Source organism: Methanobacterium aggregans (genome assembly GCF_017874455.1).
Taxonomy (GTDB): domain Archaea; phylum Methanobacteriota; class Methanobacteria; order Methanobacteriales; family Methanobacteriaceae; genus Methanobacterium_C; species Methanobacterium_C aggregans.
On record NZ_JAGGLN010000005.1, the window covers coordinates 122,918 to 137,136 of the forward strand.

The 14,219-nt window shown below is 38.0% G+C and carries 14 protein-coding genes; 1 reads left to right on the forward strand and 13 read right to left on the reverse strand.

Annotated elements, in window-relative coordinates; all coding sequences use genetic code 11:
• Positions 1-242: 242 nt before the first annotated feature.
• From J2756_RS08975 to J2756_RS09035, 13 genes are all read right to left on the reverse strand, one after another.
• Positions 243-842: a TMEM175 family protein gene (locus J2756_RS08975; RefSeq protein ID WP_209584823.1), complete on the reverse strand. Its 600-nt coding sequence runs from the start codon at positions 840-842 to the stop codon at positions 243-245.
• A 379-nt stretch (positions 843-1,221) separates the two neighbouring features.
• Complete coding sequence (hmtB, locus tag J2756_RS08980) at positions 1,222-1,425, reverse strand: histone HmtB (protein ID WP_071907253.1); 204 nt, start codon at positions 1,423-1,425, stop codon at positions 1,222-1,224.
• A gap of 237 nt (positions 1,426-1,662) precedes the next feature.
• A complete protein-coding gene (thrC, locus tag J2756_RS08985) occupies positions 1,663-2,859 on the reverse strand; it encodes a threonine synthase (RefSeq protein WP_209584825.1) in 1,197 nt (398 codons plus the stop codon).
• Between the two features lie 417 nt (positions 2,860-3,276).
• Positions 3,277-3,912 (reverse strand): stage II sporulation protein M, encoded by a 636-nt coding sequence (locus J2756_RS08990; RefSeq protein ID WP_209584827.1) that lies wholly within the window; start codon positions 3,910-3,912, stop codon positions 3,277-3,279.
• A gap of 59 nt (positions 3,913-3,971) precedes the next feature.
• Positions 3,972-5,069, reverse strand: a complete 1,098-nt coding sequence (locus J2756_RS08995; RefSeq protein WP_209584828.1) for a tryptophan--tRNA ligase — start codon at positions 5,067-5,069, stop codon at positions 3,972-3,974.
• 206 nt (positions 5,070-5,275) lie between these two features.
• The gene (endA, locus tag J2756_RS09000; protein WP_209584830.1) at positions 5,276-5,779 is read right to left on the reverse strand and encodes a tRNA-intron lyase; all 504 of its coding nucleotides are present in this window, start codon (positions 5,777-5,779) and stop codon (positions 5,276-5,278) included.
• 154 nt (positions 5,780-5,933) lie between these two features.
• Positions 5,934-6,518: a 6-phospho-3-hexuloisomerase gene (gene hxlB / locus J2756_RS09005; protein WP_209584831.1), complete on the reverse strand. Its 585-nt coding sequence runs from the start codon at positions 6,516-6,518 to the stop codon at positions 5,934-5,936.
• A gap of 107 nt (positions 6,519-6,625) precedes the next feature.
• The gene (npdG, locus tag J2756_RS09010) at positions 6,626-7,297 is read right to left on the reverse strand and encodes an NADPH-dependent F420 reductase (RefSeq protein ID WP_209584833.1); all 672 of its coding nucleotides are present in this window, start codon (positions 7,295-7,297) and stop codon (positions 6,626-6,628) included.
• A 210-nt stretch (positions 7,298-7,507) separates the two neighbouring features.
• Complete coding sequence (locus J2756_RS09015; protein WP_209584835.1) at positions 7,508-8,278, reverse strand: sugar phosphate isomerase/epimerase family protein; 771 nt, start codon at positions 8,276-8,278, stop codon at positions 7,508-7,510.
• 50 nt (positions 8,279-8,328) lie between these two features.
• The gene (locus J2756_RS09020; protein ID WP_209584837.1) at positions 8,329-10,167 is read right to left on the reverse strand and encodes a PINc/VapC family ATPase; all 1,839 of its coding nucleotides are present in this window, start codon (positions 10,165-10,167) and stop codon (positions 8,329-8,331) included.
• Positions 10,168-10,593 carry a phosphoribosyl-AMP cyclohydrolase gene (hisI, locus tag J2756_RS09025; protein ID WP_245316011.1) on the reverse strand — a complete coding sequence of 142 codons (426 nt, stop codon included), beginning with the start codon at positions 10,591-10,593 and terminating at the stop codon, positions 10,168-10,170.
• A gap of 115 nt (positions 10,594-10,708) precedes the next feature.
• On the reverse strand, positions 10,709-11,989 hold the full coding sequence (gene hisS / locus J2756_RS09030; protein ID WP_209584841.1) for a histidine--tRNA ligase: 1,281 nt from the start codon (positions 11,987-11,989) through the stop codon (positions 10,709-10,711).
• A 347-nt stretch (positions 11,990-12,336) separates the two neighbouring features.
• Positions 12,337-12,999, reverse strand: coding sequence for an RNA ligase partner protein (locus J2756_RS09035; RefSeq protein ID WP_209584843.1), 663 nt, complete (start codon positions 12,997-12,999; stop codon positions 12,337-12,339).
• Positions 13,000-13,223: 224 nt separating this feature from the next.
• Here J2756_RS09035 and J2756_RS09040 point away from each other — a divergent pair, with 224 nt between their 5' ends.
• The gene (locus J2756_RS09040) at positions 13,224-14,084 is read left to right on the forward strand and encodes a shikimate dehydrogenase (RefSeq protein WP_209584845.1); all 861 of its coding nucleotides are present in this window, start codon (positions 13,224-13,226) and stop codon (positions 14,082-14,084) included.
• The last annotated feature ends 135 nt before the right edge of the window (positions 14,085-14,219 follow it).

Below are 14,219 nucleotides of genomic sequence, written 5' to 3' on the forward strand. Positions count from 1 at the left end.
CCTAGAATTTAACATCATAACATCTGAAATCTTCCAACACCTTTTGGAAATGTTTCCCATTTCTTCCAGTTAATATGAACTTTCATTCACTTGATTTTTGATTCTGTTTTCATTAACTGTTGATTATATCTAGAACATTCTGTAATCAATGTTCCTCCAGATTTCATTTAAGCTAGGATAATATGGGACATGTAACAGGCTTTAAATACAGTTTATAGGGATTTTATCAGTTATATTTACTATCAAATGACTTTTTCTACCAGAAGAATTAAATAAACTATGCTACTGCCATTGGGTATTATAAATGATAATCCAGTAGCCACTGCTGATACTGCTATGAAAAGAAGGCAAGTTCTTCTCATACTATCCAACTTTTTTTTGTTTATCTTACTACTGACAAGTCCCTTTCTGGTTGCATAATACCAGCTTAAATATAGGAAAAAGGCAATTCCTAACAGATTTAAATTGAATATTAACTGGGATACTGTGTACCCTCCATAGGTTCCAGTTAAATCTGTTGTGAAGGGGACTATGACAATGAACAAAAGCCATATTATGTTTATCCATAGAAATGCATCGTCCACATGTTTCACGTAGTGTAACTGTCTGTGGTTGACCACCCAGAACATGGCAAGAAGAATGAAGCTCAAAACAAAACTGATAAATGGGGACACTATGGTGTAAAGTGATTCCTGGATGGCTGTATTGGATATTTGTCCAGATACGTGGGGCACTCCGATACTCAAAACTAAAAGTGTCATTGCTATTGCAAAAATACCATCTGTAAGGGCTAACATACGGTTGCTGGTCATAAAATTATCAGATTCTTCAAAATTACTCATGCAATTTCCTCTTCACTATTAAATTATAATGTGTTATTTTTCAGGCTTTATATGTTTTTTGCAGGACATTGCCCAATAAATCAAGGTTACTTCAATTTTTATATAAAAATAAAAGGCTATGGAGTGAATAGCTCCTTGATTAAATCAATCTTCTATTAAAAGGGTTTTATATTTGGATTTCAGGATCTTATCTAAGAGTTAAAATTTTAAAAATGAATAGGTATCAAGATTAAAAGATTTAAATTAGTAAAATCTAAAAATAAACTCAATAACAATAAGATTGGGGTTTAAATTAGTTTTTAATATTAAAATGAGTCCAAAAATCAGAATTTGTATAAAAATTTATTGCGATAACCAAAAGAAAGAAAGTTAAAAGGACTTAGCGTCCTTTAACTGCCATTTCTATGTCAGATGCTTTTATTGTTTTCCTTCCAGCGTGTTTTGCAAGTTTAACAGCCTGTGAAGCTATTTCTTCGCCTTTTTCTTCTAATACTTTTGCTAGAGCTTCCCTAGCATCGTCGCTGACCCTTTCTGCACCTGCATTTTTTATTATTCTTCCTATTGGAGCAATTGGTAATTCCATCTTTAATCACCTCATTTTTGTATATTAGTTATATTACTCTGTTGTCTTACTGCTATATATATTTATCGTTTTATTTGGTGATTTTTTGATGATCTGTGTGCTGATGGGTCATGTCATGGTCATCCATATGATCTTGGGACAGCCCATGACAAATCATGTTGTATTGGGACACTCATAAAAAATTAGAATATAGATAAGTTTCGATTTTCCCTAAAAAAAATTGTAAGGGGAAATCCATTATTTGCCAGTAATAATGCGTGAAAGAGTGTTAATATCTGCATCAACTTCAACAGGCTTTTCACACGCATTTATAGCAGTATTTGGATCCTTTAAGAGATGTCCAGTTACAATACAAACCACTTTCTCGCCCTTATCCACTTTACCGGTTTCAACTAACTTTTTAAGCCCAGCAATGGATGCTGCGGATGCCGGTTCAACACCAATTCCTTCGGTTCTTGCAAGTAATTTCTGGGCGCTCAGTATCTCATCATCGGTCACTGTTTCTGCAAGACCGTTGGAGTCATAGATTGCACGCAGAGCTTTTGCTGCACTTACAGGTGCCCCGATCCTTATGGCAGTTGCAATGGTTTCCGGGTTTTCAACAGGTACAATATCCTTTTTACCCTTTTGAACAGCGTTGTATATTGGTGCCGCACCTTCTGCCTGAATTCCAGTCATCATTGGCAGATCTTCAATAAATCCTGCGTTGTAAAACTCGTTTACTCCCTTCCATATTGCAGATATGTTTCCTGCATTTCCCACAGGTAATATTATCCTGTCTGGGGACTGCCATCCAAGATCATCCACTATCTCAAATCCAATAGATTTCTGACCTTCAAGTCTGAAGGGGTTCACTGAATTTAGAAGGTAAAGTTGACCCTGAAGTGCCAGGGCAGTTATTGCCTCAAGTGCTTCATCAAAGTTTCCTTTAATGGAGATTACATCAGCTCCATGGAACATTGCCTGAGCAAGTTTTCCAAGGGCAACCTTTCCAGATGGTAGAAGTACCACACATCTTTTACCAGCACGTGCTGCATAGGCTGCCAGTGACGCGGAAGTGTTTCCAGTTGATGCACATCCAACTGTGTCAACACCCAGCTCAACGGCCTTGGTGATTCCAACGCTCATTCCCCTGTCTTTAAAACTTCCAGTTGGGTTTGAACCCTCAACTTTAACGTATAAATCAACTCCAAGGTCTTCTCCAAGTTTCTGGCACTTGACAAAGGGTGTTCCTCCTTCCTCAAGGCTTACTATCTTTGACTCATCTACAGGCATGAACTCCTTGTACTTCCACATGGTTGATTTTCGACAACTAAAAACATCTTTTGAAACTTCAGGGCTGCATTCCACCTCTAATATTGAACCACATTTTTTGCAAGTGTAAATTATTTCATCAAGGCCGTACTCTGCACCGCAGGATATACATCTTATCATCATCTCACCTTTTTTAATTTAATTGATTTTTTTATTTTTATTAACATAATCAACTGCTTTTTAGTCTTTTAGGTTTATTTAAAATTTCACATCTCTAATCTAACCATAAAAACATTTACAAATTTAATTTTATTTGTAAAAAGATAATTACAAACATCTATGTTTATATCCAGTCTATTTTATTCATTTTCCTGTTTATTAAATATAAATTTTCCATGGTATAAAAATTGATTCACACATAAGAATCCATTAGAAAATTAGGTTGATTAAAAATTGATTAATGGATACATTGAATTTTGATTTGAAGGTAATTCAGTTGGAGATATCCATGTAAAAAAATTAGTGAGGTGGATAGTGAAGTGGGATGGAATTAAAAATAAGAAGGGAATTGAAAGGTGGGATGGGGATAAAAATGTTTTATAAAACACTTTGAATGTAGGTTCCCCATGCGATACTTAGATTAGCTTCTATAACTGCTGCAATAATGAGTAAAACAACAGCAATTGCAAAAAGCTTAAGAGATTCCCAGATTTCATCCATATGTGTTTCAAAAACGTATTTCATCTGTGTTACGGTGGATATGTCTGATCTTATATGTAACATGTCTTTCAACACATTTACAATCCAGCTTGTAAGTCTGAACCCTGCAGCTCCTGCTATGATGATTCCAATAACTTCAAAAACTCCGTGTGGTATGGTGAATATTATGAAGTTGCCCAGGGGGTACTGGGTGGCTGCGTATCCAAGGAAAAGCCCGTTAAAGGCTAAATAAACAAAGGTACCAATTCCGAAGATGAGTCCACCGAAGTATATTACCACTGCTACATAAAGGTTGTTTGTTAATATGGAAAGGGTTGTTAATTTAAGCTGTCCTTCAGTGAACCTCTTTTTAAAGTCAGACAACACAAGACTTAAAAAACTGTCAAGTGCACCTGAAAATGCGTAACCTACAAACATGGATACTAAAAATATGGTGGTTGAAATAACCAGAAAGGTTTCATTTCTCTTGTAAAGGCCACTGAAAAAGCCGTCGTATTTATCTTTTTTGAGCATGTATCGATCCCCTAGTTAGTAACTTCAGAATTACTTCATACTTTGTTTATTCCATATTACTAATCGTCCATTAAAACTTTTTCGGCCACATCCATTGCTTTTGCCCTGCTTTTTGATACCTCTTCAAAGAGGGTTCTAATCATACCTGCAGCCTTTGCTTTACATTCACCGCACATAACCGTACCATTTTTACAGTCATGATAAATCTCTTTAAGCTCTTCATCTGATTTTACAAGGTGATAAAGTAACATTTCATAGACGGAACAATCTTCAGGAGTTCCTCCCAGCTCTTGCTGCTCCTTGAGACTTTCTCTGCCACCGGTCTTTGCAGATTTAACCTTTTTCTCAGCAACTTCTGGGCTGTCACTCAGGAATATCGCTGTTTTTGGTTTGCTGCTTGACATCTTATCCCCTGTAAGTCCTGTTATGAACCTGTGGTACGTTGAAGATGGGGCTATGAAGTTGAATTTAGATTTGAAACGTTCTGCAATGTCCCTTGTTAACCTTATATGGGGGTCCTGATCTGGACCTACAGGTACAACTGTGGGTTTTGGGCCGCCGCATTCCTCAAGTTGGGGATGAATAATATCTGCAACCTGCATGAGGGGAACATACAAATGGGAAATGTTTGTGGAACCTCCAAAACCATATATTGCTTTCATTTCGTTCAGGTTCACCCTGCGCCCCAGTAGGTATGCAAGATCTCCAACGAGCTTGTTTTCAGACTGAAGATATGTGTGAACATTTTTTTTATTAAAATCAAGGCCCAGTGCTATGTAGTTGGTTATGTACTCTGAAACAGCGAGTTTTCTTGATTCTTCAAAGTCAACTTCCCTTGCAGAGTAGGATTCCATATCTGCTATGGGTATGTAGATATCTGCACCCTTTGCCTGGTACCATACAAGCTGGTCAACTATCATCTTGTGGCCAATGTGCATTTTACCACTGGGCATCATTCCACTTACAACTGCAAAGTCTGAGCCTTCTCGCATGGCCTTTACAATTCTTCCGTAGTCCCTCTGACCAAAGATTATGCCCCTCTTCATGAGTACGTGGGGATCCTCTATGTCACCAATCATATCTGAAAATGGTTTTATTCCAAACTGTTCTATGAGTTTTTCATAGTCTACGACGGCTGAACTCCATGGATCTATCACTGAATCACCTTAAATTCATTAATATTGAATATTCATTAAAATTTTATTGATTTTTATAATTTAATATTGATTCTAACAGTTTTAATAAGTGTAATGGTTGCAACAATCCTAATTTTATCAGATACTTATATCAGATACTTAAGTAATTAATCATGAATATCTGGAAAAAATGTGCTTAAAGGATTAAAACTTAATTTTCTACGTTTTCAAGGTCTTGTCCATTCCACGTTGTAGTAGGTTATATCGTTTTCATCATCAACAACTGCAAAGAGGAGTTTTTTATTAACTCCATGGGCAACCCTTACGTAACTTGAAAGGTCGAACATGGTGATGTTACAGTTTTCAGGGGCAACCTTTACAAGGTAATTTGAATGACCTTCACCAGGTGAAGTTCCTCGTTCGTAAAGTCTGAATTCAGAGCCGTATTTAAAACCTGTTTTAACGATGTAACCCCTGTTTCGGAGATCCCTGAATACTATGTATTTAGTGAAAAGATCTTTGCTACGTATTACATGGAACATGTCCTCAATGGAAAGCTGTTTTTCACCATCTGAAACTTCCAGTTTTTCCTTCTCCATTAAGAGAAGTGCTTCAACAAGGGAAAGCTGCAGTCCCTCCTCGGTAAGATTGCCGTAATGGCTCTTATCATAGAGTTTACCTCCGTTACTACCCCTGATTATTACTAAATCCTCTGATAACTCTGCATTCATATTCAAACTCGCCCCAATAGGTTAATAAATATTATAAATATTTCTCTCTACCAATGTCTTAAATAAATGTCACTCTAAAAATCTCACTTCAATATTACCATTCCATGGATTTATAAGGCTTACATAGATTGGGTGTGGGGATGTTTTATCCCTTTCACTCTATGGTTGCATGCCTTTTCTTCAGGTCAACTTCCTTTTTACCAAGACGTGCCATAAATTCAGCTATAAGACCATCAAGGAAGAGATGGGTGCTGTCTTCAAAAAGAGTTCCCATTGGGGTCATATCATCATACTGTCCCTTTAAAACATGGGATGTGTAATGTTTCCATGGCTCTTTTGTTTTACTTTCAATGTTAACAATGACATCTGCCTTTTTTCCCAGTGTTGAAGTTGTGTTGGCAGTTATTGCAACAACTTTGGCCCCGGTTTCTGAGGCAGTTTCTGCAGCCATTGTAACAGCTTTGGTTTCCCCAGAACCAGATATTGCAATTAAACAATCTGTATCCTTTATTGCAGGGGTTGTAACGTCCCCAACAACGTGCACGTTAAATCCCAGGTGCATTAACCTCATTGCAAAGGCCATACCCATAAGTTCGGACCTTCCACTGCCCACTATAAAGATAGATTCTGCATTTAAAATGGAATTTATCATCTTATCCACTTCTTCTTCATTTATCAGGTCTATAACCTGTAAAGCATGTTTGGTTATATTTTCTGCTGTTTTTTTTATGTACTCCATATTTTTGAACCTTGTATTGATTTTTTATTAAAATTCTAAAAAAATGATTAATTATGATTTATCCCCTAAGTTTGGATGTAAATTTAATTTAAGAGTTTAATTAATTTTTAGAGTCCGGTTATCCTTATACCTGCAAGTTTTACCTTGTTTCGGATGTTCAGGTTTATGAGCATGGCTGTTATCTTCTCAACGATCCTCGCATTTTCAAGGGCACCGCAATCTATAGATTTAACCCCAGGAATCTTCTCTGCAAGTTCCATAACTGCTTTTTTAGCTTCAGGGTCATCTCCGGATATGAGGCAGTCACACTGAACATCTTCTGGAATGTTTGTGAGGCTTGCAGCACTTATATTGTTGAAGGCAGATACAACCTTCACATTCTGGTCCTTCAGGAATTCTGCGGATCTTTCAACTGCAGAACCTTCCCAAAGATCCACGTACCTGGTTGGTTTGCCACCGAGGCAGGTTTCAAGGGGAACAGTTGCATCAACAAAGATCTTACCTTCAACTTCGTCCTTGATACTTTTGAGGGTGACCATCTGTGCCTGGAGAGGAACCGTTAAAACAACGATGTCCCCTACTGCAGCAGCATCCGGGTTGGTCATTGGGGTGAGGTTATCAATCTCCTCCTTTCCAAGCATGTTTTTTATAACATCAACAGCATTTTCTGCCTTTTTAATATCACGTGATCCTATTATAACGTCTTCTCCAGACATTGCAAATCTGAGTGCTAATCCAAGTCCCTGATCTCCAGTTCCACCAATTATTGATACTTTCATGAAATATGTCTCCTTAATTTTTCTAAGTTTTTTTAAACTAAAAATTATCTTTCAAAATTATTTTTCCTGAATAAATTTATTGAATAGAACCATTGCCACTACTTTTCATGGATTTAAATTTTCATGGATTTTAATTTCAATTTTTCCATTTCTTTTGAGTATCCAATTTTTTTATTCTTTAATTTTCAATTTTTTTGAATGTTGTTAAAGTTACTTCAGGCTTTTCATCTGCAGTTTCAGGTAATCAAGACTTTCATCAACATCCTGCAGATTTCGAACTTCAACAACAAGAATATCCCTGTAATTTGATTTAACAAGATTTTTAAGGAGATTTTCAAAGTCTATACCCTTCATACCTGAACTACCAATGGCATTGTGGCTGTCAAAGGATCCATCGTTGTCGCTTAGGTGGATGTGTTTTATGAGTTTTGATTCAAGCATTTCATCTGTAGAAAAACCCATATTGTGTGCATGACCAACATCCAGAGTCATGTATGTGTTTATTTCCTCAATGATACCTTCAAGTTCCTTTATGTCCTTACCGAGAAGTCCATGGATATCCGGCATGTTTTCAACACACATCACAACCCCACAGTCTTCAGCATACTCTGCACATTCTCTAAGGGATTCCAGATTGTATCTGTAGATTTTATCTGGAAATCTATCTCCAAGAATGGGCATGGTACCTGGATGAACAACAACGAGTCCAGGTTCCAGTTTTGATGCTTTATCAATTGAATTTTTCATCTGTTGAACTGATGAATTCCGCATTGTTCTGTTGTGGGATGCAATGTTGATGTCTGAGATTGGAGCGTGCACACTCACATTTATTTTATAGGAATCAACAAGTTCACTGTTTATCTCATGGTATGGATTCTCATTTATTACCTCACAGTAATCAACACCCCTTTCCTCAAGGTGGGATAAAACCTCTTCAAAGGGTGTTGGGTAAAGTGCAAGGGTTGATACGCTGATTTTCATTTAATTTACCTTTTATTCCTTTAAATTTATATCAATTAATTATTTTAAGATCACTCGTTTCTGATCCTTGCATTTATGGATAAGTCCCGTTTTAAGGCATCTATTATTATATTTGCAAGTTCTATGTCCTTTTTTATCTTGATAGTACCTTTTTTACCCACTGTGGCTGTGAAAAGATATTCATTAGCCACCATGATGTCGAATGGGGTTCCAACAGCATTTTTTTCGAAACTGAGCACAACGTAGTTTCCTGCAAGTTCAGCGTTTATTGGGAATTTATCTCCAGTTTCCTTGGGTTGGATCTCCTTGGACTGGAGAGGTTCAACACCTATACTTATGCCGATACGTTTTTCAACTTCATCTATTGTTTTACCTTTCTTACCAATGAGTTGTGGAATGTGCCTCTCTTCTAACCAGACTGTTGCACGTTTATCAGACTTCATATCCACTTCAATGGTTGCATCAGGAATTCTGCGTTTTATTTCCTTTACTATTTCACGTTCTGCAATCTTTTGGATGGGTGTTTTCTCGAACTGGACTTCACCCACTTCCATAACGATTGTTTGTTCCCCGTATGTGTATATCTCGTGTACAGGTGTTCCTGTTTCAAAGTCCTTGATCTCTATAACTGGCCTTGCAAGATCAGCTTCGATCATTCCTGTTGGGACTTTGACAGTTAATGCAATATCGTAGATTGCTGCAACCTTTCCTTCATTTATGAATATGGTTGTATCCACTATGGAAGGTATTATTCCAAGTTCTACCCGTCCAATAACTCTCTGAATAGCATCTATAGGTCTTGTTGAGTGTACAACACCTATCATACCAACACCTGCAAGTCTCATGTCTGCAAATATTTTGAAATCCTTTGTTTTACGTAGTTCATCATATATGGTGTAATCTGGACGTACAAGGAGCAGTATATCTGCTGTTTTAGCCATATCATCTTCAAGGGGTGCGTACTGTGTTATCTCATCACTGACCTGCAGATCCCTGGGTGATTCCATGGTTTTCACAATTGCACCAATATCCTTACTGTAGAAATCTGCTGCAGCCTGTGCAAATGTACTTTTACCAGCACCAGGAGGTCCTGAAATTAGTATTCCCTTAGCACTGTTTCTCAGTCTATCTATTAATTTCTCTGGAAGTTTGTAATCATCAAGTGAAACCTTTGCAACAGGTCTTACAACAGTTATTTCAATTCCATCAGAGAATGGAGGTCTTGCAATGGAGATACGGTACTCCCTGAACTGAACAACAGTTGCACCATCCATCTCTATTTCTATGAAACTTTTAAAATCACTTTTTGTCCTTTCAATGATTTCTCTGGCCATCCTCTCAATTTCAACACGTTTAAGAGGTTTTGGACTTATTTTTACCAGTTTTATATTTCCAGGTTTTCCCTTCTTGGCCATTGGCCTGACATTTTCCTTCAGGTGTATGGACATGGTGTTTTTGTCGAAGAACTTTCCAACTTCCAGGTCTTTGTAGGCAACCATTTCCTGTTTCAGATAGATTGCATTGAGTCCCTGGGCTTCTGCAACCTCCTTCTGGACTTTATCACTGGTTATGAGTGTTGCATCATTTGCACCGGCTGTGTCCCTTATCATGGCATCTATTTCCCCACCCTTTGCAAGGGATATCTCTTCAAGGGTTGGTCTCCTCCCAACGTATTTAAGGGATAATTTGCCCTCCTTACAAAGTTTTTGAAGTTCCTTTAATTCTTCCAAACCGTTAAAACCGGTTTCCCGTCCCTTATTTGCCTGGTTTTCCAGTTCAGATACAACTGCTTCTGGAATTATCACCTCACACCCCTTGTACTCATTATCCTGAACTATTCCTGTGATCCTGCCATCCACAATCACACTCGTATCTGGAACTATCCTCATTTACTTCTCCCCATAAATTTTTTCAGGTTCAAAAATCTTTTCCTTAACTATCCGAACTTCACATTTACCTGCATCCTGTCCCACAGAGTCCCCGGAACATATCTGTCTGAAGAAACATGAAAAATAACCTTCATGACATGCTCCACCATTCTGTTTAACCTTCAAAAGCACAGCATCTTCATCACAGTCTGTTAATATTTCATGGACCTCCTGAAAATGTCCTGAACTTTCACCCTTGAACCATAGTTTGCACCGGGACGTGCTCCAGTAATGGGCTTTACCAGTTTCAATGGTTCTCTCAAGTGCCTCTTTGTTCATGTAAGCTACCATGAGAACTTCAGAAGTTTTGTAGTCCTGTGCAATTGCTATAACCAGTTTTTCACCCTTCACTTCATGCCTGAAGTTTAGTTCTAAAGGTCCTTCCATTTTTTTAACCATCCACCTTTTTTTAAACACTCTTCAAATAATTTTTTTACCAAGATTTTAAAAGATGATCCATATTTGAGCCAATTTGATCTGGATATTATCTTGGATCTTATGATTAATTCTGAAAGTAATCTGCAATGCCTGAGGCATCAACGAGTTCCTGTTCACCAGATTCCATGTTTTTAACTGTTACCTTGCCCTCTTCAAGTTCCCTTGCACCCACAAGCACCACGTACTTGATACCTGCAGTGTTTGCATGGGAAAGTACCTTCTTGAGCTTCTTACCTGCAAGGTCAACATCAGTTGAAACTCCACTTTTACGCAGTTTCTGGGCTATTTCAAAGGCTTTTAACTTCACATCTTTATTTATTGGGGTAACGAAGACATCAACATGTCCTGTGACTGGAATTTCTGCTTTCTGCTTTCTGAGGGCTTCCATAACCCTGTCGAAGCCAAATGCGAATCCAGTGGATTCAACTTCTTCACCACCAAATATCTCTATTAAATTATAGGTTCCCCCACCACTTATCTGTTTTTGTGCACCGAGTCCATGTACGTAGATCTCAAAGACAGTTCCAGAGTAGTAATCCAGTCCCCGTGCAATACCAAGATTTACGATGTAATCATGGAAATCAAAGGCTTCAAGGGCTTTAAGAAGTTCCCGAACCTCAAAGAGTGCTTCAAGAGATTTTTCGTTGTAGTTTACTATTGCTTCAACATCATCCAGGATATCTCCATCACCCTTCATTCCTATCAACTTCAGAAGGGTTTTCTTTGATCTATCATCAACTTTGAGTTCATTGAGCAGGTCCTGGAGTGCCTCAACGTCCCCCTTATCTATGAGGCCCATTATCTGGTCGTGTTCTTCTCCAAAGATTCCTGCACCATTGATTATGTTTCTGAGTATTCCAAGGTTTCCTATGTGGATTTCGTAGCCTTCAAGTCCCAGTTCCTCGAGGCAGTGGCCTGACATTGCAATGATCTCAGCCTCAGAACCTGGAACCTTCCCACCTATAAGTTCACATCCAAACTGCCAGAACTGTCTGAACCTGCCTGCCTGAGGCCTTTCGTACCTGAAACAGCTCCCGAAGTAGTACATCTTAATGGGTTTGGGGTTTTTTTGAAGCTCATTTATGTAAAGCCTCGCAACTGGGGCTGTGAGTTCAGGTCTGAGGGCCAGATCTCTTCCTCCTTTATCCTGAAAGTGGTAGATCTGTTCCTTTATTCCTTCACCTGATTTTGTTGTGAAAAGAGATAGTTCCTCAAATATTGGGGTTTTTATCTCACTGTAACCGTAAGTCTCAAATATTCTTCTTAAAGTATTTTCAACATATTTACGTTCTTCCATTTCCTTAAAAAGGAAATCACGAGTTCCTCTAGGTTTTTTTATTTCCATTTAATTCTCCTGCCTTTAAAGAATATGATTAAAATATTCAATGATTAAATTCAATGATTTTTATTGAGTTTTTATGGATTTCATCACAATTATTTTTATTCTATCATGTAAAAACTATGTTATCTATAGGATTGGTTTTTAATTTTTTCATTATTTATTTTAATTGTTAATTTGGAATTATTTTGTAATGCAGTTATTTTATGGGGTTAAATTTGATCTAAAATCAGAATCTGGTTTAAATCTCCTACAAAATCTGAACTAAATTTAATTGAACTTAAATCAAATAAAAGAATCCCTTAAATCTTCTAAAAAAAGGAATTAATAACATGAGTAGGGTATGTTAAGGTTTATTCGTAGTACTTGAGGTATTCTCTGAGCATTTTAGGGAATGATTTTGCACTCAAAAATCTCAGACCCAGTCTTTCACCCCAGACTTTGATTCCCTCATCTGCAGCAACAACTCCTGCACTAAGCTCCTTTGCAAGGAGCAAAACATCAAGATCAGGGGCGCTGTCAAGGGTACCCTTCCTTAAAGCTGCTCTGTAACGTTTTCGGAAGTCTGTAATTGATTTACCAATGACCTCAACTTCAACGTCAGTTTTTTTCTCCCCTCTGGAGAGCATAACCATGGATTCAACTGCAGCCTCCCAGACTGCACTTTCAGATATTCTCATCCCCTTGTTCATACGTTCCCTCATATCCTGAACGTACTCGTAGAATATCTCCGACGGTATCTTGGTGTCGTAGCGGTTGGGAGTTTTCTTAACGATCCAGGTTTCAGCTTTGACCATTATTTCCTCAGGACATTCATAACGGGCCATGTAATCTGAAAACTCTTTGTAGGTGATTGGCGGCATATGACAGCTTATGTTAAGTTTTATTCGGGACCTTGCAATGAGGTCCAGCAACACGTCAACTGTTTTTATGAGCTCTCCATCTCCAAAGTCTTCCCGGAGCTGGTTATCTGTAAAAGCGGTTGTATCCAGAACAAATCTTTGTTTTGCAAGCACGTTACCACCAACCTTTTTTTAGAAACTCCCTTTATGAAAATCAGGGATAATCCCAATCATTAATTGTCCCTGAGATTTTTATCATGCATCTTTACTATATACTTTAATTTCTAAAGGGATTAATATAAAACATTCCATTAAATTAATATTGATTGTTCAGTTAGTTCTTTGCTGACAATTTTTTTACAATTTTTTAGTGTTAACCTAATGTAATGGTGGTAAAAATGATAACTGGAAAAACCAATGTTTTTGGTATAATGGGTGACCCTGTTGAGCACAGCCTTTCACCTCCAATGCACAATGCAGCATTTGAAAAACTCGGAATGGACAGTGTTTATGTTCCATTTCATGTTAAAAAAGGTGAAATTGGAGCTGCACTTGAAGGTGCCCGTGCAATGGGAATAAAAGGTTTGAACATTACAATTCCACATAAAACCAGCGTAATGGAACATCTTGATGAACTGGATCATGCTGCAGAACTCATCGGTGCCGTGAACACCGTGAAGTTCCAGAACGGATCCAAGGGATACAACACAGATGGTTTAGGTGCAGTGAGGGCCATTGAAGAAGTCACAACTGTGAAAAATAAGAAAGTGGTAATTTTAGGGGCCGGAGGTGCTGCAAGGGCAGTTTCATTCCAGATACTTCTTGAAGGTGCAGGAGAAGTTGTTATTGCAAACAGAACAGTTGAAAAGGCAAAAGCCCTCAGGGACGACCTAGTATCCAATCTTGACGCAAGTGTGAAATCTTCTGATCTGGATCTGGAGGTTATAGGGGAAATCCAGGATGCTGACATCCTCATAAACACAACCCCAATAGGCATGTATCCGAACGTTGACGATGAACCCCTTGTCAATGCTGATATGATGCATGAAAACCTGGTTGTCAACGACATAGTTTACAATCCCTTTGAAACAGGCCTGCTGAAGGAAGCAAAGAAGGCAGGTGCCAGGGCGGTTCCAGGAACCAAAATGCTGATCTACCAGGGAGTTGAAGCCTTTAAGATCTGGACGGGTGTTGAAGCCCCTGTGGATGTTTTTGAAAAGGCATTGATGAAGGAGTTGAACCTTGGAGGGGAACTTTGAGGGCATTAAAACTCTTCGCATTTGTTATAGAAGTATAAAAATAAATGTTAACCATATTTATCATGAAAGCTTGCATTTTAGAGAAATTTTAAGAATTTAATGGATTAATGGGTAATGGATTTAATGGGGATGAGA

Excerpts from the sequence above, each read along its gene's own strand:
- J2756_RS08975 (WP_209584823.1), bottom strand. The coding sequence starts at position 842 with ATGAGTAATTTTGAAGAATCTGATAATTTTATGACCAGCAACCGTATG.
- hmtB (WP_071907253.1), bottom strand. The coding sequence starts at position 1,425 with ATGGAATTACCAATTGCTCCAATAGGAAGAATAATAAAAAATGCAGGT.
- thrC (WP_209584825.1), bottom strand. The coding sequence starts at position 2,859 with ATGATAAGATGTATATCCTGCGGTGCAGAGTACGGCCTTGATGAAATA.
- J2756_RS08990 (WP_209584827.1), bottom strand. The coding sequence starts at position 3,912 with ATGCTCAAAAAAGATAAATACGACGGCTTTTTCAGTGGCCTTTACAAG.
- endA (WP_209584830.1), bottom strand. The coding sequence starts at position 5,779 with ATGAATGCAGAGTTATCAGAGGATTTAGTAATAATCAGGGGTAGTAAC.
- hxlB (WP_209584831.1), bottom strand. The coding sequence starts at position 6,518 with ATGGAGTACATAAAAAAAACAGCAGAAAATATAACCAAACATGCTTTA.
- npdG (WP_209584833.1), bottom strand. The coding sequence starts at position 7,297 with ATGAAAGTATCAATAATTGGTGGAACTGGAGATCAGGGACTTGGATTA.
- J2756_RS09015 (WP_209584835.1), bottom strand. The coding sequence starts at position 8,278 with ATGAAAATCAGCGTATCAACCCTTGCACTTTACCCAACACCCTTTGAA.
- J2756_RS09020 (WP_209584837.1), bottom strand. The coding sequence starts at position 10,167 with ATGAGGATAGTTCCAGATACGAGTGTGATTGTGGATGGCAGGATCACA.
- hisI (WP_245316011.1), bottom strand. The coding sequence starts at position 10,593 with ATGGAAGGACCTTTAGAACTAAACTTCAGGCATGAAGTGAAGGGTGAA.
- hisS (WP_209584841.1), bottom strand. The coding sequence starts at position 11,989 with ATGGAAATAAAAAAACCTAGAGGAACTCGTGATTTCCTTTTTAAGGAA.
- J2756_RS09040 (WP_209584845.1), top strand. The coding sequence starts at position 13,224 with ATGATAACTGGAAAAACCAATGTTTTTGGTATAATGGGTGACCCTGTT.